The 19,668-nt window shown below is 65.8% G+C and carries 18 protein-coding genes and 1 pseudogene; 6 read left to right on the top strand and 13 right to left on the bottom strand.

The genetic code is table 11. From position 1 onward, the window contains the following. Positions 1-159 precede the first annotated feature (159 nt). The 3 genes from WS61_RS15910 to WS61_RS15900 all read right to left on the bottom strand — a co-directional run bounded on the left by WS61_RS15910 (position 160) and on the right by WS61_RS15900 (position 3,772). Complete coding sequence (locus WS61_RS15910) at positions 160-1,401, bottom strand: amidohydrolase family protein (protein ID WP_059501359.1); 1,242 nt, start codon at positions 1,399-1,401, stop codon at positions 160-162. Positions 1,402-1,413: 12 nt separating this feature from the next. Then, positions 1,414-2,730 carry an MFS transporter gene (locus tag WS61_RS15905; protein ID WP_059501357.1) on the bottom strand — a complete coding sequence of 439 codons (1,317 nt, stop codon included), beginning with the start codon at positions 2,728-2,730 and terminating at the stop codon, positions 1,414-1,416. Positions 2,731-2,860: 130 nt separating this feature from the next. Then, positions 2,861-3,772: a LysR substrate-binding domain-containing protein gene (locus WS61_RS15900; RefSeq protein ID WP_059501355.1), complete on the bottom strand. Its 912-nt coding sequence runs from the start codon at positions 3,770-3,772 to the stop codon at positions 2,861-2,863. Between the two features lie 197 nt (positions 3,773-3,969). On the opposite strand from WS61_RS15900, the gene WS61_RS15895 reads away from it, so the two are divergent. After that, on the top strand, positions 3,970-4,380 hold the full coding sequence (locus WS61_RS15895) for a TIGR02594 family protein (RefSeq protein WP_059501399.1): 411 nt from the start codon (positions 3,970-3,972) through the stop codon (positions 4,378-4,380). Positions 4,381-4,701: 321 nt separating this feature from the next. On the opposite strand, the gene WS61_RS15890 is transcribed toward WS61_RS15895, so the two are convergent. The 7 genes and pseudogenes from WS61_RS15890 to WS61_RS15855 form a co-directional block, all read right to left on the bottom strand. Beyond that, a complete protein-coding gene (locus tag WS61_RS15890) occupies positions 4,702-5,073 on the bottom strand; it encodes a DUF1493 family protein (protein WP_059501353.1) in 372 nt (123 codons plus the stop codon). A 3-nt stretch (positions 5,074-5,076) separates the two neighbouring features. After that, positions 5,077-5,507, bottom strand: a pseudogene (locus tag WS61_RS36070) (STM2901 family protein). 280 nt (positions 5,508-5,787) lie between these two features. Beyond that, a complete protein-coding gene (locus tag WS61_RS15875; protein ID WP_059501347.1) occupies positions 5,788-7,230 on the bottom strand; it encodes an efflux transporter outer membrane subunit in 1,443 nt (480 codons plus the stop codon). Between the two features lie 15 nt (positions 7,231-7,245). Beyond that, complete coding sequence (locus WS61_RS15870) at positions 7,246-8,820, bottom strand: DHA2 family efflux MFS transporter permease subunit (RefSeq protein WP_059501345.1); 1,575 nt, start codon at positions 8,818-8,820, stop codon at positions 7,246-7,248. A 13-nt stretch (positions 8,821-8,833) separates the two neighbouring features. Beyond that, positions 8,834-9,928: an HlyD family secretion protein gene (locus WS61_RS15865; RefSeq protein WP_059501343.1), complete on the bottom strand. Its 1,095-nt coding sequence runs from the start codon at positions 9,926-9,928 to the stop codon at positions 8,834-8,836. A gap of 64 nt (positions 9,929-9,992) precedes the next feature. Further along, positions 9,993-10,424 carry a MarR family winged helix-turn-helix transcriptional regulator gene (locus tag WS61_RS15860; protein ID WP_059501342.1) on the bottom strand — a complete coding sequence of 144 codons (432 nt, stop codon included), beginning with the start codon at positions 10,422-10,424 and terminating at the stop codon, positions 9,993-9,995. A 107-nt stretch (positions 10,425-10,531) separates the two neighbouring features. Next, positions 10,532-11,452 (bottom strand): LysR family transcriptional regulator, encoded by a 921-nt coding sequence (locus tag WS61_RS15855; RefSeq protein ID WP_034205335.1) that lies wholly within the window; start codon positions 11,450-11,452, stop codon positions 10,532-10,534. Between the two features lie 92 nt (positions 11,453-11,544). Between WS61_RS15855 and WS61_RS15850 the strand changes: the two genes are divergently transcribed. The 3 genes from WS61_RS15850 to WS61_RS15840 all read left to right on the top strand — a co-directional run bounded on the left by WS61_RS15850 (position 11,545) and on the right by WS61_RS15840 (position 13,860). After that, a complete protein-coding gene (locus WS61_RS15850; RefSeq protein WP_059501340.1) occupies positions 11,545-11,973 on the top strand; it encodes a MarR family winged helix-turn-helix transcriptional regulator in 429 nt (142 codons plus the stop codon). Between the two features lie 197 nt (positions 11,974-12,170). Next, complete coding sequence (locus WS61_RS15845; protein ID WP_059501338.1) at positions 12,171-13,418, top strand: aconitase X; 1,248 nt, start codon at positions 12,171-12,173, stop codon at positions 13,416-13,418. Beyond that, the gene (locus WS61_RS15840; protein ID WP_059501336.1) at positions 13,411-13,860 is read left to right on the top strand and encodes an aconitase X swivel domain-containing protein; all 450 of its coding nucleotides are present in this window, start codon (positions 13,411-13,413) and stop codon (positions 13,858-13,860) included. The genes WS61_RS15845 and WS61_RS15840 overlap by 8 nt, the downstream gene beginning before the upstream one ends. 22 nt (positions 13,861-13,882) lie before the next feature. Here WS61_RS15840 and WS61_RS15835 read toward each other — a convergent pair whose 3' ends face one another. Then, positions 13,883-14,962, bottom strand: coding sequence for an AraC family transcriptional regulator (locus WS61_RS15835; RefSeq protein ID WP_059501334.1), 1,080 nt, complete (start codon positions 14,960-14,962; stop codon positions 13,883-13,885). Between the two features lie 75 nt (positions 14,963-15,037). Here WS61_RS15835 and WS61_RS15830 point away from each other — a divergent pair, with 75 nt between their 5' ends. Next, positions 15,038-17,071 (top strand): NADPH-dependent 2,4-dienoyl-CoA reductase, encoded by a 2,034-nt coding sequence (locus WS61_RS15830; protein WP_059501331.1) that lies wholly within the window; start codon positions 15,038-15,040, stop codon positions 17,069-17,071. 192 nt (positions 17,072-17,263) lie between these two features. Here the strand turns inward: WS61_RS15830 and WS61_RS15825 are convergent, their stop codons facing one another. Together WS61_RS15825 and WS61_RS15820 are read right to left on the bottom strand one after the other, a co-directional pair. Then, positions 17,264-17,668 carry a DUF2471 family protein gene (locus WS61_RS15825; protein ID WP_034205328.1) on the bottom strand — a complete coding sequence of 135 codons (405 nt, stop codon included), beginning with the start codon at positions 17,666-17,668 and terminating at the stop codon, positions 17,264-17,266. A gap of 164 nt (positions 17,669-17,832) precedes the next feature. Then, positions 17,833-18,726, bottom strand: a complete 894-nt coding sequence (locus WS61_RS15820; RefSeq protein ID WP_059501329.1) for a LysR family transcriptional regulator — start codon at positions 18,724-18,726, stop codon at positions 17,833-17,835. Positions 18,727-18,812: 86 nt separating this feature from the next. On the opposite strand from WS61_RS15820, the gene WS61_RS15815 reads away from it, so the two are divergent. Further along, entirely contained in the window at positions 18,813-19,592 is a 780-nt protein-coding gene (locus tag WS61_RS15815; RefSeq protein WP_059501327.1) for an NAD(P)H-dependent oxidoreductase, read from the top strand. The last annotated feature ends 76 nt before the right edge of the window (positions 19,593-19,668 follow it).

Below are 19,668 nucleotides of genomic sequence, written 5' to 3'. Positions count from 1 at the left end.
TACGGGCTACACCCTTCGCGCCAATGCGCGCCAGCATGAAAAACCAACCACTGTCAGATTTAGTCTAGTCCACCGCAATTTAGTATTGGAAACGGCGCGGAACACGTGCCGTTCCGTCTGCACCGCGCCTGCCGAAATAGCCGAACGAACGGCCTCACATCACCGCGCGCCAGCCCGCTGCCTCACAACCGTTCCCCGCTGCAACACATACTCGACCCGCGCGCCTTCATCAGCCACGACCCCGATATCCTCGAGCGGATTGCCATCGAGCACGACAAGATCAGCGATCGCCCCCACCGCAACCACCCCAAGCTGCCCCGTCATATTGACGATCTCCGCCGCCACCGTCGTCGCCGACCTGAGCGCTTCCAGATTCCCAAGCACCTCCGCCCGAATCCGAAACTCACCGGACTGGAACGCATGCATCTCGCCGAGCAGATCCGACCCGAATCCCATCTTCACGCCGGCCTTTGCATAGATCTCAAGCGATTCACGCCCTTTCTGCTGCACGGAAGCCACTTTCGCGATGGAGTCCGCCGGCATCCCAAACTCAGCCCCATGTTTAGCCAGCGCGTCATAAGTCACGAGCGTAGGCACCACGAATGCCCCCCGCTCATGCATGAGCGCCGCAGCCGCTTCATCCACGAGATTCCCGTGCTCGATCGTCCGCACGCCGCATCTTACGGCCCGCGCAATCGCCCACCCCGTATACGCATGGGCCATCACATAAGTATTCGCAGCTTCGGCCTCGTCGACGATCGCCCGAATCTCGTCCTCCGAATACTGCGTATTCGCAATCGGATCGGTCGGCGAAGCCACGCCACCAGAAGCCATGATCTTGATCTGCGTCGCGCCTTTCTGAATTTCTTCACGCACCGCGAGCCGCACACCTTCAACGCCGTCAACCACCCGCGCAATCGCCCCCGTCCGAAAGCAGCACGAACAAGGCTCCAGCAAATCCCCCCGAGGCCGAAAATCCCCATGTCCGCCGGTCTGCGACAACGCTTTCCCCGACGGAAAAATCCGCGGCCCCGGAATCAGCCCCGTCTCGACCGCCTGCATCAGGCTCCAATCTGCGCCCCCGGCGTCCCGCACGCTGGTGAACCCACGCGACAACATCGCATCGAGAATCGGCAGCGACCGAATCGCCGCGAGAATATTCGGCTGCGTCGCATTCGCGCCCAGGTTCGCATTCGACGCCAGCACATGCACGTGGCAATCGATGAACCCCGGCATCACGGTCTTGCCGCGCGCATCGATCACCTGCGCATTCGGCAAATCCACCGGCCGATCGGTGACTTCGACGATCCGTTCGCCTTCGATCACGACATGATGATGTTCGAGCAACACGCCTCGTTCGAGGTCGAGCACGTTGCCGCCTTGAAGCACGGTAATGGTCATGGAGAAAAATCCTTATCGATTCGTTGCGGCCGCACGCTTCGCATCCCTCACGAAGCGCGTGCCGACGAAGCTGACGGCCGCCGCGAGCATCACGTAGAACGCGGGCGCCATGTTGCTGCCGGTGCGGGCGATGAGCCACGTGATCAGGAACGGCGCGAACCCGCCGAAGATCGTCACCGCGAAGTTGTACGCAACGGATAACCCGGTCGACAGCACCTTGGTCGGAAACAGCTCCGCGAACGCCGCGAGGATCGGCCCCGTATAGCTCGCGATCAGCACGCCGAACACGGCCTGGAACACGATCAACGACGCGAACCCGGGCGCGTGGTTGATCCACGAGAACATCGGCCACGCCAGCACGAGGATCGCGAGCGCCGAGCCGGACAGGAACACGCGCCGTCCCCATGCGTCGGCGAGTCGCCCGACGATCGGCGAGCAGCACATGATCATCAGCCCGCCGATCATGCCGGCCGTGAAGCCGGTCGATTGCGGCAGATGCAGCGTGCGCACGGAATAGGTCGGCATGTAGAACAGCAGCACGTAGGTGCAGACGGTCCACAGAATGACCATCGAGAAACTCGCGAACGTCTCGCGCGGGTAGGTGGACAGCACCTCCTTCAGCGGTGAGCTTTCCTTCGCCTGCGATTCGACGGCGCTGAACGCGGGCGTCTCGTCGATATGGCTGCGAATGAAGTAACCGACCGGCCCGACGATGATCCCGAGCAGGAACGGCAGCCGCCAGCCCCAGCTATGCAGCGCCTGCGTGTCGAGCGAGGTCGTGACGAACGTGCCGGTCGCCGCACCCAGCAGCACCGCGAAGCCGATGCTCGACTGGATCCAGCTGGAGTAATACGCGCGTTTCTCCGGTGGCGCGTATTCGGTGAGGAACGCGGTGGCGCCGCCCATCTCGCCGCCGGCCGAGAAGCCTTGGAGCAGCCGCGCGACGACGATCAACAGCGGCGCGGCGATGCCGGCCTGTTCGTAGGTGGGCGCGATCCCGATCAGCGCGGTGCCGGCCGCCATCAGCAGGATCGTCAGCGACAGCGCGGCCTTGCGGCCTGCCTTGTCGGCATAGACGCCGAGCACGATGCCGCCCACCGGCCGCATGAAGAAGCCCACGCCGAAGGTCGCGACGGTGAGCAGCACGGACGTCAGTTCGTTGCCGGTCGGGAAGAACAGCTTCGCGATGATCACCGCGAAGAAGCTGTAGACGGTGAAGTCGAACCATTCGAGACCGTTGCCGATCACGGTCGCGACGATGGCGCGGCGGCGCTGTTGCACCGCCGCATCGACGGCAGGCGCGGCGCGCGGAGAAAGCGTTCCTTGCATGGTCTCTTCCTTGGTCAGAAGACGGGACGGCTGCCCCGCACGAATCCCATGCTAAGGAACGCCGGATTTTTTTCTGAAACGAAAGATTCGCATGCAGGCATGCGCTGCACGCATGCGTCGCGCTCGGTATTCAGGACGCGATCTGCTTCTCCGCCTGTTCGAACAACCAGCGGGTGAACAAGCGGGCGGCCTGGTTCTGCGCGCGGTCGTTCGGCGAGATCACGTAATAGCCGCCGCCGTGGCTCGCGGACGCGTCCGTCACGCGCACGAGCAGACCGGCTTCGATGCATGCGTCGATCATGTAGCGCCAGCCGAGCGACACGCCTTGACCGAGAATCGTCATCTGCACGATCTGCGGATAGGAGTTGATCGTGATGTCCTGCGGCTGCGCCTTCTGCCGGTCGACGTCGTTCAAGTCGAACCATTCGGACCACGACATCCATTGGCGCTGGCCGTCTTCGAGGCGCAGCAGCGTTTCGTTCGCGAGATCGGCTGCGTCGAGCGTGCGGCCGGCCAGATAGCCGGGCGCGCAGACGGGGAACACTTCTTCGTCGAACAGCCGGCGTGCGGTGTATTCGGCCGGCGCCTGCTGGCGCACGTAGTAGACGCCCACGTCGAATTCAGCGGGCGACATCGAGGCAAGGCCGTCGCGCACGATCAGGCGCAGCTTGATGTTGGGATACGTGGCACGAAAGTGCGGCAGCCGCGGCGTGAGCCAAAGCAGCGCGACGCCGGACGAGCACGCAATCGTCAGTTCGAGATCGCCGTACGGTTTCATCACGTCGTGCGTGGCTTGCGCGCATTGCGTGAGCAGGTGGTGGACTTGCGCCGCGTATTGCTCGCCGGCGATCGTCAGCCGCAGCGAACGGTGTTCGCGAACGAACAGCGAGCGGCCGAGGAATTCCTCGAGTTGCTGGATCTGGCGGCTGATCGCGCTTTGGGTCAGGTGCAGTTCGGCGGCGGCTTTCGTGAAACTCGCGTGCCGCACGGCGGCTTCGAACGCGATGAGGCACTGAAGGGGCGGCAGAGGCGTGATGCGCATGGCGGTTGGCGGAGTCGATGGCGCTGCCGACATGATACGGGTGCACTGGACGAAAATCGCAACCTGCAAAGGGCGCTGTGGATTCGTTCTATTCGTGCGAAGATTGCGCGAAACGACACCGACACGTGCCCGAGAACGACGTGACCCTATCGAACCCTGAGAGCAAAGTGAAAGCGGCCGACGCCCACCCGCCCTGGATGCCCGTCGCGCTGGCCGAACTCGGCATCCGCCGCCATCCGCCGGGTAGCATCAACCCGCGCATCGTCGAGTACAACAATCAGACGAACCTGGTCGGCTACGACGACAAAATCTCTTGGTGCTCGTCGTTCGTGAACTGGTGCATGGTGCACGCCGGATTCCGCGGTACAGGCTCGGCGTTGGCGCGCTCGTGGCTCGAATGGGGCAAACCGCTGGAGCGCCCGGTCTACGGCTGCATCGCGATCCTGACGCGCGATGATCCGGCGAGCTGGAAAGGGCACGTTGGTTTCTACCTGCGCCACGATGCGGAACATGTGCATCTGTTCGGCGGCAATCAATTGGAAGAGGTTCGCGAGCTTGCGTACCCGTTGCATGAAGTAATCGGGTACCGTTGGCCGGCCACCGAATGATCGCGCAGCGGCAGCGCAAACAAAACACCGAACAACACCTTTCCCGCCGCTGCTAATCTGTCGAGCGTGCCGCATTGGCCCACCCCGGAGCCTGTCGGCGCGCTAACCCGCAGTCGCCGATTTCCGTACCCCCAAGGAACCCGCAGCGCAGACCGGCAATCTTCGTCTCTACGCTGATGCGCAATACAGGCTCCTGTTGAAGCCGGGTGCGACGAATGTACAGGCTCAGGCGAGATAAATGGGTAGTGTGAAAATCTCACGTGGTGTAGTGATATTTCCGCCAATGGAAGGCCGGTCAGGACAGCTGACCGGCCTGGCCAATTACGATCCCTCTCTTGCAGTGGCCTCGATCGCATCCGTGTCCCACTTCCCGCGTCGCGTCGCCTCGGCCAGCATGCCAAGCGTCAGCGGGTAGCGCTTTGGCGGTCGGAGCCGCTTCACGAATAGCCCAATGAGTGACGACAGCAGTTCCTGACCTTCAGGGCCGAAGTATCGCCGGTACGGGAACCCCTTGGCGTCCACGTTGAATGTCTCGGCCCACTTGTCGATAAATTCGATCCCGTCGAGGCCGGTGACGCCGAGATCCTCCTCAAGCCGTGATTGCGGCTGAAGGTTCAGCTTGCCGCCGAACAGCGGCCGGCCAAGCTCCTTACGGGCGAAGGCTTCGAAACGTTCCCAGGTGTCGTCTTTCATGGCTCAGAGCACTCGATCTTCGGGTTTCACGAGTCGGTTGTAGGTCGTCACGGTGTTGCGCATGATCAGAAAGGCATCGCGAGCCAGAAACACCTCGCCTACGACCGGAATCGTCCGGCCGACCCATGCGCCGAGGCGGTGAGTGAAGGCGATTCGAACACCGGACAATCCAACGCCCATGATCATCGGCAGGCGAAACGGTAGCGTCTGCGGGAACAGCTTGCGGGCAGCAAGTGAGGCGACGGAGGTGCCTGGCGTAGCCCCTGAGAATTGCCGGGGACAGGGACGTCAGCCTGACCAAGCAGCATTGCCGACGCGGCTGCCAGATCGTCCAAACCCAGTTGCTTGCGCGTCTCATCGAACGCCACCAGGGCAAAAACGTCGACGGGTCGTAGATTCTGCCAAGTGCCCTAGGTGTAGCGGTTTTCACTCATTTAATTTTTCCTGATCGAGCAAGGGCGCTGCTCTCTCAGCGTATGCCCCTCGCGAAGGCGATACTTTACCGTATCGCCTGGAACAGCCCGGCAGGTATGTTCGTTGCGATCCGATTCTGGCACATGCTCATCACGCGTATCGTCGCCGTTATCGTGGGGCTGGATATTGCGGTGACCGTGGCTTACTCGATTGCGTTGACGACGGTCCAATGTCTCGGATCGTGCGACTGAATAGTGGGCGCCGGCAAGTATTGAAGTCGGCGCCGCATCGCGACTCCTCCTAGTTTTTCGCCACAGCCTGAGTTTCCACCTCCGTCCCACCCGCCCCCTCATTCCTGCTCCACCCACCCCCAAGCGACCGATACAACGCAACTGCTGCGAGCGCATGCTCGCGCTTGACCTGATTGAGCGAATCCGAATCCCTTAGATAGACCTCCTGCGCCGACAGCACATCGAGAAAGTCCGTCGCACCGCCCTTGTAAAGCTGATTCGCCAACCCAAGCGCTTTATCGGAAGCCGCCAATGCGCTACCCAGCCTCCGCGTCGCCTCATCGGAACTGATGAGATTCGCGCGCGCATCCTCGACTTCCCGCAACGCTTGCAGCATCGTCTGCCGTAACCCGAGTTCCGACTCGCGCATCCGGCTTTCGCTCTGCGAGATATCGGCGGTAATCCGTCCCGCGTTGAAGATCGGGCTCGTCGCACTCAGCGCCGCGCTGAAGAGGTTATCGGTCAACGTCGGCAACCCGAGATACGAAGCCGCCAGAATGCCGTCCGTCAGGTTCAACGAAAACTTCGGATAGCGTTCGGCCTTCGCCACGCCCACTTGTGCCGCACGCCGCTCGACTTGAGCGTAGGCAGTCAGCACATCGGGCCGCCGCAACAACGCTTGCGATGGCAACGTCCCCGGCACACCGACCGGTGGCGCCGGAATCTCCCCGGCCTGCGCCAGCACGAGCCGATCGACCGATTCCGGCGTCCGCCCCGAATACACGGCGATCAGATTGAGCTGATGCGATATCTGCGCCTGCGTCGGCGGAATCCTGGCTTCGAGCGCATCGAGCTGGTTCTGTGCACGGGTCACGTCGAGTTCCGTCGACAGTCCGAACGCCTGTCGCTTGCGCGTGAGTTCGAGCGCATGCTGCCGAATCCTCGCGTTGTCCTGCAGGATTTTCAATTCCTGCTGCGCCCAGCGCAGGTCGACATACGCGGATGCCGCATCGGCCGCGAGCGCGAGCCGCATCGCATCTTCTGCATGCTTCTGCCCGACCAGCTCCGCTCGAGCGGCCAGCAAATCGAGCCGTTCGCCGCCGAACACGTCGGGCGACCAGCTCAGTGCGAGCCCCGCACCCGCCTGCCGCACGTAGCCGAGCGGCGGCGGTGTGTTCTGCCGCGCGTCGGCCGCATGGGCGGTCGCGTCGAGTTCGGGCAGCAGCGCCGCGCGCTTCTGAACGGTCAGCGCCTGCGCCTGCTTCACGCGTTCGGCGGCGGCTTGCAGATCGAGATTGCCGTCGAGCACGGTCGCGATCAACCGGTCGAGCACGGGGTCGTGGAATTGTGCCCACCAGGCGGCGGCGTCGATGTCCGCGCGCGGCACGTCGGTATCCCATGCGGTGGGCGCGAGCGTCCGAACCGATTCGTTCAACGCCGGATGTTGCGCGGGCTGCACCGCACACCCGGCGGCGAATGCGCTGACGGCCAGCGCGACGAGTAGCTTCTTCATGATGATCCTTTGGCCTCAGTGCGCGTCCGGCGGCGGCGCATTCAACGTAATGGGTCTGGAAAACACGACGGCAAGCAGCGCGACGACGAAGCACAGCGACAGTGCGTAGTACGCATCCGCATAGGTGAGCGTCAGCGCTTCGCGATAGATCAGCCGATGCAGGTTCGCGAGGCCGGCCTGCGCGGTATTCAACGTATTGCCGGCCACCGATCCCCAGTACGCGGCCTGGCGATCGAGCAGCGATGCGACCTGCGGTTCGCCGGCGCTCACGTGCTCGTTCAGCCGCAGGTAATGAAAATTCAGCCGGTCGTTGAGCATCGTCGCGCTCACCGCGATGCCGATCGCGCCGCCGAGGTTACGCATCAGGTTGAACAACCCGCTCGCCGATTTCAGTCGAGACTGCGGCAGCGAGCCGAGCGCCATCGTCACGATCGGCGGCACGCTGAACTGCTGGCCGATGCCGCGCAGCGCCTGCGGCAGCAGCAATTCCCGCCAGCCCCAGTCGTGCGTGATCGGCGTGTACAGGTAGCAGCCGAGGCCGAAGCAGATCAACCCGAACACGAGCAGCGCACGCATGCTGAAGTAGCGCGCGGCGAACGCATACGCGCACAGCGCGATCAACTGGAACGCGCCGACCGACAGCAGCGCGATGCCGATCTGCAGCGAGCTGAACGCACGCACCTGCGCGAGGAACAGCGGCGTCAGGAACACGGTCACGAAGATCCCGATTCCGGTCACGAACGACAGCAGGCTGCCGATCCCGAAGTTGCGCACGGCGAGCGCGCGCAGGTCGACGATCGGATCCTCGGCGGTCAGTGCGTGCACGATGAACAGGAAGCCGCAGATGCCGGAGATCCACGCGCAGATGACGATCGCGTCGTCGCCGAACCAGTTCTTGCGCGGGCCTTCCTCGAGCACGTATTCGAGGCAGCCGAGGAAGCCGGACATCAGCGCGATGCCGAGATAGTCGCCGCGCTTGATCAGGCTGAGGTCGGGCTCGTCGATATGCACGTAGCGCGGTACGAGCGCGGCCACCGCGATGCCCGGCACGAGGTTCAGGTAGAACAGCCAGTGCCACGACCATTGGTCGGTGATCCAGCCGCCGATCACCGGGCCGATCGCCGGCGCGAGCGATGCGAGCGCGCCGATGGTCGTCGACGCGATCAGTCGCTGCTTGCCGGGGAACAGCACGAACGCGGTGGTGAACACGGTCGGGATCATCGCGGCGCCGAGCGCGCCCTGCATCCCGCGGAACAGGATCATCGAGTCGATGTCCCACGCGAGCCCGCACAGCATGCTGGTGATCGTGAAACCGACGGCCGATGCGACGAACAGCCAGCGCGTCGACATCACCTTCGACAGCCAGCCCGACATCGGGATCACGATGATCTCGGCGATCAGGTACGCGGTCTGCACCCACGACAATTCGTCCTGGCTCGCGGACAGCCCGCCGCCGATGTCGCGCAGCGACGACGCGACGATCTGGATGTCGAGGGTCGCCATGAAGAAGCCGACGCACATCAGCGCGAACGCGAACACGCGCTGCTTCGTCGGTTGCGACGCGGGGTCGCCGGAAAACGCGGTGGTCATCGTCTGCTCCCGCTCAGTGCTTGTGGTCGGTATGCACGGTCACGACCGCGGACAGGCCGGGGCGCAGCACCTGCTCGATGCCGGGCTGCGGATCGAGATGCACGCGGACGGGCACGCGCTGGACGATCTTCGTGAAGTTGCCGGTCGCGTTCTCGGGCGGCAGTACGCTGAAGGTCGCGCCGGTCGCGGGCGCCAGGCTGTCGACGCGGCCGTGCAGGCGCGTGCTCGACGCATCGAGCGCGACGTCGACGCGATCGCCCGCGCGCATCTTGCGCAACTGGTCTTCCTTGAAGTTCGCGTCGATCCACAGGCCGGACGCGGGCACGACGGTCAACAGCGGCACGCCGACGTTCGCGAGCATCCCGACGCGGCCCGTGCGGTTGCCGACGTAGCCGTCGACCGGCGAGCGGATCGTCGTGTATTCGACGTTGAGCGCCGCGACGCGCTGCGCGGCGAGCGCGGTGTTCACGCGGGCGCGCGCATCGGCGAGTTGCGCGCCGAGCACGTCGAGCTGCCGCTTCGAGGCGAGCAGCGCGGCGTCGCTGCGCTCGACGGCCGCGCCGGCCTTCGAGTAATCGGCATCCGCGCGTTCGACGATCTGGTTCGATACGGCGTCCGACTTCACGAGTTCGCGATAGCGCACGCGGTCCGACGCGGCGCGCGTCAGTTCGGCCGACGACGCGTTCTTGTCCGCCGCGTGCTGGCCGATCACCGCGTATTGCAGTTGCTGCTTCGCCTCGAGTTCGGTCACGGCGGCGCGCGCGCTGTCGACTTCGGCGCCGGCCTGCGCGAGCTTCGCGTCGTAGTCGCGTGCATCGAGTTGCACGAGCACGTCGCCGGCCTTCACGCGCTGGTTGTCGGTCACGAGAATCCTGTCGACGAAGCCGTTGACCTTCGGCGCGAGCACCGTCACGTCGCCGCCGACATACGCGTCGTCGGTGCTTTCCTGGAAGCGCAGCACGAACAGCCAGTCGAGCACGGCGGCCGCGACCACGACGACGACGGCGCCCACCGCGATGCGCATCCACGGCACGCGGCGTTGCTGCTTCGCCGGCCGCTCGGTTGTGGCTGCTTCGCGCGACGAGGCAGCGGCTTGGGTCGTATCCATCGATTCACCTATGTATATGCACTGTTCAAAGCGATCGACGGCACGACGTCGATCGGGGAAGGGGTCAGCGTTCCGGCAGGTTGTGCGTGATCCGGAACAATTCGTCTCTCAGGCGGGCCGCCTGCGTCGGCCCGAAGCACCGCTCGAACGCTTCCTGTGCGGCGAGCCAGTGCACGTGCGCATCGGCCACCTTCGTTTCGCCGTCCGCGGTCAGCGCGAACGTCTGGCCACGGCAGGGCGGCTCGATGCGCCCCGTCACCAACGCCGCGCCGACGAGCGGCTTGAGCGCGCGCAGCAGCGCGGTGCGTTCGATCACCAGCACATTCGACAACGTCGCCATCGTCAGGCCGGGCCGGTCGCGCAGCAGCGCGAGGATGCTGTACTGCGACGGCGTGACGCCCGCCCGCGACAGGTAACGCTCGTAGAACTGCGAGATCCGCCGGGCGGCTTGCCGGACTGCGAAGCAATCGTCGTCGGTGAGCGTGGTCTTGTGCATGTGCACATGTTAGGTGGCAGGGCGGCGCGAAGCGAGCGGCGCGGCGGGATCAGATTGGTGTCGTGGCTGTACCAATCGGCGCCGGCAACGCGCGTTCGCGCGCCGGGTCAAGCCGCCGCGGGCACGCTCCAGCCTTCGCGGTCGCAATACGCGGCCGTGTAGTCGATGAACGCCTTCACCTTCGCGGGCAGCAGCGCGCGGTTCGCGTAGGCGAGCTTGATGTCGACGAACGCATCGACGAGATCGGCGCCTTCCAGCAACTGCACGAGCGCGCCCGATGCGAGTTCGGCCTCGACGAGCGTTTTCGGGACGATGCCGATGCCGAAGTCGTGCATCACCATTTCGCGGTTGAACACGGGGCTGTTCGACGAGATGTCGAAACGGAACGGCACGGTGAGCGTGTCGCCGTCGACGCGGAACGACAGCGCGGGGCGGCGCAGCGACGGCGAGATCGGCACGAACGGATGAAGGGCGAGGTCGGCCGGCGTCTCGGGGCGCGCATGCGCGTGCAGATACGCAGGCGTCGCGACGATCACGACCGGAATGCGCTCGATCAGCCGCACGACGGTCGATTCGCTCGTCAGCATGTACGGCACGACGATGCCGATGTCGTAGCCTTCGCCGACCAGATCGACCGGGCGCTCGGTCAGCGTGACGTCGAGGCGCACGTTCGGATGCGCGGTCTTGAAGCCGGCGATCAGCGGCACGAGGCGGTTCAGCGCGGCCGTCGTATGCGCGACGAGGCGCAGCAGCCCCTCGGGCTCGCGCGTGTGCGTCTGCGCTTGCGCTTCGAGGGCATCGAGCTCGTCGAGTACGGCCGCGCAACGCTCGTAGATCCGCTCGGCCGTTTCGGTCAGCGACACCTGGCGCGTGGTCCGGTGCAGCAGCCGGCTGCCGAAGCGCGCCTCCAGATCCGCGACCGCGCGCGACACGACCGGCCGCGCAAGGCCGTGCATGTCCGCGGCGCGCGTGAAGCTGCGCATTTCCACCACCGACCGGAAGATCCGCAGCTTGTCGATGTAGTCCATGTCCGTCTCCTTGACGCGATGGCCGGCCGCCGGCCAGTGTTACGACGGAGTGTACATTGACTTTATGCATATGCACATATAGATTGCGAAACATGAACGACACCTCGATTGCTCAGACCTGCAACTGCCTCGCGCTGCGCCAGGCGGCGCGCTTCGTCACGCAACTGTACGAGCGCCATCTGGCCCCGGTCGGCGTCACGCCCGCGCAGTTCTCGATCATGGCGAACCTCACGCACCGGCCCGGCCTGGTGATGAGCGAACTCGCCGATACGCTCGTGATGGACCGCACGACCTTGCTGCGTGCGCTGAAGCCGTTGCAACGCGACGGCTTCGTCGCGACGGCTGCGTCCGAGCACGATGCGCGTGCCCATGCGCTCCATCTCACGAAGCTGGGCGAGCGCACGTTCGCACGAGCGAAAATCGCGTGGCAGGCCGCTCAGGACGAATTCGACGCGCAGTTCGGCCGCGATCGCGCGAAGGCGTTGCGCAACGAGTTGTTCAGCCTGACGGCGGAACGCTAGGCGCGGCTGGCGGCTCGCTGTGGCGATCGACTGGTGCGAAAACCGAGCCATTGGTACGGCCGGATGCGTTTGGTTGTGAAGATTGGTTTTAATGGTGTCCGGTTTTCGAGCGATCTGGACAGTTTTTGTTTCCAGTTGTAGAGTCCTCTGACCGATTTCAGGGCCGGCGCCGCCGGCACGAGTCAGAGGAGCAATCGATGCTGCAGTTGAGTGACCGCGACGACGCGATGTTGCGCGGGGATTTCGGCGACGGCGTCGCCCGCGCGATGCGAATCGTTGCGCGTACGGCGCACGTGATGTCCGCGCCGCACCTGATCGACATTACATCCGCCCACATCGACGGCTGTCTGTATCACGGCCAGGCGAGCCTCGACTTCGTCGACTATTTCGTCGAGACGGGCGCGAAGGTCGCGGTGCCGACCACGCTGAACGTCGGGTCGCTCGACCTGATCCATCCCGAGCTGTACCACGGCGACCGCACGATCCAGCGCGATGCGCAGCGCCTGATGGACGCGCATGTGCTGCTCGGCTGCGAATCGAGCTTCACGTGTGCGCCGTATCAACTGAAGAATCGCCCCGCGATGGGTGAGCAGATCGCGTGGGCCGAATCGAATGCGATCGTGTTCGCGAACTCGGTGCTCGGCGCGCGCACGAGCCGCTACGGCGATTTTCTCGACCTGGCCGCCGCGATCACCGGGCGTGCGCCGTATGCGGGGCTGCATGTCGACGCGAACCGCGCCGCGCGGATCGTGTTCAATGCGCCGGACTTCAGCCGCCTGCCGTCGCGCGACATCTATTTCGCCGCGCTCGGTTTGGCGGTCGGCAAGTTCGCGGGCGCCGTCGTGCCGGCGATCGTCGGGCTGCCGGCGGACACCACCGAGGACGAGCTCAAGGCGCTCGGCTCGGCCGCCGCGTCGAGCGGTGCCGTCGCGCTGTTCCATGCGGTCGGCGTGACGCCCGAGGCGCCGACGCTCGATGCCGCGTTGCACGGGCAGGCGGCGCAACGCACGATCGACATCACGATGGCCGATCTCGACGAGATTCGCCGCACGCTGAATCACGGCGCGGCCGGCGACGCGCTCGTCGCGGTCGCGCTCGGTACGCCGCATTTTTCGCTGGCCGAATTCCGCACGCTCGACACGTTGCTCGACGCGTTCGACGGCCAGCCGGCCTGCGATTTCTACGTGAACACGAGCCGCTTCATTTTGTGGGAGCTGGAGCAAGCCGGTCTCGCGGAGAAATTTGCCGCGCGCGGCGTCCAGATCGTTGTCGATACCTGCACGTACATCACGCCGGTGATGAAGCAGTTGTCGGGGCTGGTGATGACCAACTCGGGGAAATGGGCGTCGTATGCGCCCGCGAACATCGGCGTGACGGTCGCGTACGGCAGCATGCGCGAATGCGTGCGGTCCGCATACGAAGGCAAGGTGCGATTCGATGACTGAAGCGACGGGACAATTCTTGACGGGCGACACGCTCGTGCCGGGCAGCGCGTGTGCGCGCCCGTTCGTTCTCGACAAGCCGCTGAGCTTCTGGGGCGGCTACGACTCGGGCGCGGGCCGGATCGTCGATCGCGGGCATCCGCAGGCCGGCGCGAGCCTTGCCGGCAAGGTGATGGTGATGCCGCACGCGAAGGGCTCGAGTTCGAGCAGCAGCGTGCTCGCGGAAGCCGTGCGCAACGGCACGGGGCCGGTTGCGATCGTGCTGAAGGAGCGCGACCTGATCATCTCGATCGGCGCGATCGTGGCCGCCGAGCTGTATGCGATCGCGGTGCCGGTGGTGTGCGTGAGCGACGATGTGTACGACGCGATCGCCGCCGCTACGGGCGACGTGCGGATCGAAGCGGGCGAGGGGGACGGCGGCGCGCGGATTCATATCGGCCGCTGACGCGCTGCGCGCGTGTTTCGCATCAGTCGCGTGCCACCCCCGCCGCCTCCCGATACGCGCTCGGCGTCTGCCCGGCCCAACGCCGGAACGCACGCGTGAAATTCGCCGGGTCGGTGAATTGCAGCCGTTCGGCGATCGTCTTCAGGTCGAGATCCGACGCGGCGAGCAACTGCTTGGCGTCGCGAAACCGTGCTTCGTCGAGCAATTGCCGATAGCTCGATCCGGCTTCCTCGAGCCGGCGCCGCAGCGTGCGCGTCGACACGAGCAGCGCGTCGGCGAGCGTGTCCGGCCCCGGATAATCGCCGGTCGCGCGCGCCAGTTCCGCCCGCACGCGCCCGACCAGATCGCCTTCCTCCTGCCGCACCTGCGCATACTCTCGCTCGACCTGCACGAGCGCCTGCCGGTGCGCGACTTCGTCGGCGAGCGGCAGCGGCCAGTCGAGCGCGTCGCGTGCGATCCACAGCGCATTGGCCGCGCAGCCGAATGCCACCGGCGGCAGCGTATCGCGATAGCGCGCGAAATATGCGGGCTCCGGCCACGCGAATTGCAGCCGGATCGGCGGTGACGCGCGCCCCGACCACTGCGAGATGTTCTGCGCGAGCCCCGTGAGCACGAATTCGAACATCACGTGGTGCTGCAGCACGGGGTTCGCCTGCACGCCGTGCAGTTCGAGCGTCGCGCCGCGTTCGTCTTCCGCATAGGTCAGCCGGTATTGGCGATTGCGCATCCGGAAGTAGCGCTGCGTGACCGACAGCGCTTCGCGGATGTCCCGCGCGGTCAGCGTCGCGTAGCCGAGAAAGCCGTGCACGGTCGGCTTCAGCAGCAGCCCGAATGCGAGCCCGATGCCGGGATCGCCACCGATTTCGATCGCGTTGAGTACGAGCCGTCCCCATTGCGACGGCGCGACGCGTGCGTCCGGTTCGGCCAGCACCGCGTCGCGCAGGCCCGTGCCCGCACGCACGGCGGCCAGGTCGACGCCGCGTGCGGCCAGCGCCTGCAGCAGCAGGCGCGTATAGGCGACCGGAATCGTCGGCCGGCGCAGCCCGAGGCGATCCTTGCGAGACGGGGAAGTCATGTCGATTTGGCCGTAAATGACAAGCATTATGGCTGTTTGGCCCCTCACGTTCAAGACGGCGCGCGCCTACGATGGCAGGCATCGCTTATTGGCCGGATCATCATGACGACTCCCTTTCCCCACCTGCTCGCACCGCTCGATCTCGGCTTCACGACGCTGAAGAATCGCGTGCTGATGGGCTCGATGCATACGGGCCTCGAGGACAGCCGCAAGACGCTGCCGCGCCTCGCCGAATATTTCGCCGAGCGTGCGCGCGGCGGAGTCGGCCTGATCGTGACGGGCGGCTTCGCGCCGAACGTGGCCGGCTGGACCAAGCCGTTCGGCGGCATGCTGACGACGTCGGCCGCCGCGCGCCGGCATCGCGAGATCACCGGCGCCGTGCATGCAGAGGACGGCAAGATCGCGCTGCAGATCTTGCATACGGGTCGCTACGGTTATCACCCGTTCGCGGTCGCACCGTCGAAGATCAAATCGCCGATCTCGCCGTTCGCGCCGCACGAGCTGAGCGCGCGCGGCGTCGAGCGGCAGATCCGCGCGTTCGTGCGCTGCGCGACGCTGGCACGCGAAGCCGGTTACGACGGCGTCGAGATCATGGGCTCCGAGGGCTACCTGATCAACCAGTTCATCTCGATGCACACGAACAAGCGCACCGACCGGTGGGGCGGTTCGTACGAGAACCGCATGCGCTTGCCGATCGAGATCGTCGAGCGCACGCGCGAAGCGGTCGGCCGCGATTTCATCCTGATCTACCGGCTGTCGATGCTCGACCTGATTCCGGACGGCAGCGACTGGAGCGAAACCGTGCAGCTCGCGAAGGCGGTCGAGCGCGCGGGCGCGACCATCATCAACACGGGGATCGGCTGGCACGAGGCGCGCGTGCCGACGATCGCGACGTCGGTGCCGCGCGGCGCGTTCGCGTGGGTGACGAAGAAGATGAAGGGCGAGGTCGGCATTCCGCTCGTGACGACCAACCGGATCAACCGGCCCGAAGTGGCCGAGCAGATTCTCGCGGACGGCTGCGCGGACATGGTGTCGATGGCGCGCCCGCTGCTTGCGGATGCCGAGTTCGTCGTCAAGGCCGCGCAGGGCCGCGCCGACGAGATCAATACCTGCATCGGCTGCAATCAGGCATGCCTCGATCACGCGTTCAAGAACCAGATCGCATCGTGCCTGCTGAACCCGCGCGCGTGCCACGAGACCGAACTGAAATACACGCCCGCGCCGCAGCCGAAGCGAATCGCGGTGGTCGGCGCGGGGCCGGCCGGGCTCGCCTGCTCGACGGTGCTCGCGCAGCGCGGCCATCGGGTCGACCTGTTCGACGGCGCGGCCGAGATCGGCGGCCAGTTCAACATGGCGAAGCGGATTCCGGGCAAGGAAGAGTTTCATGAAGCGCTGCGCTATTTCGGCCGGCAGGTCGAACTGACCGGCGTGAAGCTGCACCTGAACCGCCGCGTCGACGCGAGCGACCTGATCGCGGGCGGCTACGACGAGATCGTGCTGGCGACCGGCGTCGCGCCGCGCGACCCGAAGATTCCGGGGCAGGACGGGCCGAACGTGCTCAGCTATATCGACGTGCTCGCGGGCAGGCAGCCGGTGGGCCGGCGGGTCGCGGTGGTGGGCGCGGGCGGGATCGGTTTCGATGTCGCCGAATATCTGGTGCAGGACGGCGAGTCGCCGACGCTCGATCTCGACGAATGGAAAGCGGAGTGGGGCGTGACCGACCCGGCCGCGACGCGCGGCGGCGTGACGCGGGCACAGGCGTCGGCGCCGGCGCGTGAAGTGACGCTGCTGCAGCGCAAGGCCGCCCCGCTCGGCAAGGGGCTCGGCAAGACGACCGGCTGGATTCACCGTGCGACGCTGAAGATGAAGCAGGTGAAGATGATCGGCGGCGTGAACTACGAGCTGATCGATGCGCGCGGGCTGCATGTGTCGTACGGCGAGCAGCGCACCGATCACGAACTGATCGAAGCCGACACGATCGTGCTCTGCACGGGGCAGGAGCCGCAACGTGCGTTGCTCGCGCCGTTGCAGGCCGCCGGGCGCTCGGTGCACCTGATCGGCGGCGCGGAACTGGCGGCCGAACTCGACGCGAAGCGCGCGATCGATCAGGGCGCGCGGCTGGCGGCGCGGCTGTAACGGGTTGCCACTGCGACGGTCGCTCCGGCGTACGTCGCATGGCGACGATCAGCCTGCGCGACGGTTCGCGGCTTGCCGCCCGATGCGCCGATTCGCCGGTGCGGAACTGCGGCGAGCCGCAGTGCCGACCGCACGGCCGCGCAAGGCGGCGACGCGAGCTCGGCCGACGGTGGCCGCGATCGCCGGCGCGGCTCAGGCAGCTTCGGCCCGCTCTTCCTCTTCCGCTTCGAGCATTGCCTTGACGATCAGATAGACGGCCGGCAGATCGTCGTCGTCGCGGCGCCAGTCGACAGGCTCCTCGACGTCCGCGGCGACCAGCCGGCTGTCGCGCAGCCGGATGAACGCGTCGACGACGGCCGGATCGTTGCGGTTCAGGAAACCGGGATTCGAGAACGCCAGCTCTTCGACGTTCAGCAGCGCCTGCCAGCTCATCGTGCGCACGGCCGCCGGGTGGGTGCGGCGGCGCAGGCCGAGCGCCCGCTGCGCGGGGCCGCCGACGACACGCTGCAGATCGACGACCGCTCGCTGCGCGGCGCGCTCGAAGTGGACGGGATTGAAGCCGGGTTGCTCGGGATCGAATGCGGAAGCCTGGAACATGGTCGCCTCACAAAAGTCCGTTCGTCTGTGGATGACGGAATTCGGGTCAAATGGTGCAAAAGCACTGTAAATATATACAGTGTTCGATGCGGTTTCAAGTCCCGAATGCAGGATTCCGTGCGTCGGCGATCGACGCGGCGAATCGCGTCGATCGGGCGAACGATCTACACCGCCGCCGCGATCGTTTCCCGCAGCCATCGATGCGCCGGATCGCGATGCATGCGCTCGTGCCACAGCATCGACATTTCATAGCCGGGCACCTCGACCGGTGCGTCCACCACGCGCAGCGCGGGCACGCCGCGCACCAGCCGCTCGGGCAGCATCGCGACGAGGTCGGTGCTCGCGACGGCCGACATCACGAACAGGAAGTGCGGTACCGACAGCACGACGCGCCGTGCGGCGCCGACTTTCGCGAGCGCTTCGTCGGTCACGCCGAAAAAGCCGCCGCCGTCGGGCGACACGATCACGTGCTCGAGCGTGCCGAACTGCGCGAGCGTGGGGCGCCGCTTCAGCTTCGGGTGGCCGGCACGGCCGATCAGCACGTAGCGCTCGACGAACAGCGGCAGGCGCCGCATGCCGGGCGGCGACCCTTCGGTCGTATGGAACGCGAGGTCGACACCGTTTCGTTCGGCATCCTGCTCGATGCGCGGCGGTACGAGCTCGATGACGGCCAGCCGCGTGCCGGGCGCGGTCGACCGCAGCGTGTGCAGCGCGGGCAGCACGATCGTCGATTCGCCGTAGTCGGTCGCGGCCACGCGCCACGTGTTCGTCGCGGTCGCGGGATCGAACGGCGCGGCCGGGAGCACCGTGCGCTCGACCGCTTCGAGCGCGTCGCGCAACGGCTCGCGCAGCGCTTCCGCGCGTGCGGTCGGCCGCATCCCGCGCGGCCCCGGCAGCAGCAGCGGATCGCCGAACACGTCGCGCAGTTTCTGCAGCTGCACGCTGACCGACGGCTGCGACATGTTCAGCCGCTCGGCCGCGCGCGTGACGTTGTGCTCGGCGAGCAGCACGTCCAGCGTGACGAGCAGGTTCAGGTCGAGCCTTCTGAGATTATTCATGGCTATAGCTGGAATATCCGAAATTCATTTCAAATATACCGTCTAAGGCGGCATCCTGCAGTCATTCAATCCACGGAGTGACGAGCATGAATGTGCTGATCGTGTATGCCCATCCCGAACCGCGGTCGCTGAACGGCGCGCTGCGCGACTTCGCCGTCGGCCATCTCGAAGCGGCCGGTCACGCGGTGCAGGTGAGCGACCTGTATGCGATGAACTGGAAGGCGGTACTCGATGCGAATGACGTGACCGATCGCACGCATGACGCGCGGTTCGATCCGTCGCTCGATTCGAAGCGCGCGTTCGCGGCAGGTACGCAAAGCGAAGACATCGCGCGGGAGCAGGACAAGCTGAAGTGGGCCGACGCGGTGATCCTGCAGTTTCCGCTGTGGTGGTTCTCGATGCCGGCGATCATGAAGGGCTGGTTCGAGCGCGTGTACGCGTACGGTTTTGCGTACGGCGTCGGCGAGCATTCCGATACGCACTGGGGCGATCGCTACGGCGAAGGCTCGCTGGCCGGCAAGCGGGCGATGATCGTCGTCACGACGGGCGGATGGGAGCCGCACTACAGCCCGCGCGGCATCAACGGGCCGATCGACGACTTGCTGTTCCCGATCCAGCACGGCGTGCTGTATTACCCGGGGTTCGACGTGCTGCCGCCGTTCGTGATCTATCGGACGGGCAAGATGAACGCCGCGCGCTTCGACGAAACGTGTACGGCGCTCGGCCAGCGTCTCGACGATCTGTGGACCACGCCGCCGATTCCGTTCCGCCGCCAGAACGCGGGCGACTACGAGATTCCGGCGCTGACGTTGAAAGAGGAGATCGCGCCGGGGACGGTGGGGTTCGCCGCGCATCTGGCCGCGTGACAGGAGCTGCGCACGTCGACGCGCGGCGATGCGGGTCACCGTCGCCGAATGCAAAACGCCCCGCGCGGCCTGCGTG

The sequence above is a fragment of the Burkholderia sp. ABCPW 11 genome, from assembly GCF_001523445.1.
Taxonomy (GTDB): Bacteria; Pseudomonadota; Gammaproteobacteria; order Burkholderiales; family Burkholderiaceae; genus Burkholderia.
Note: the sequence above shows the minus strand (reverse complement) of the source record. Positions and strands in the feature narration are given on the sequence as shown.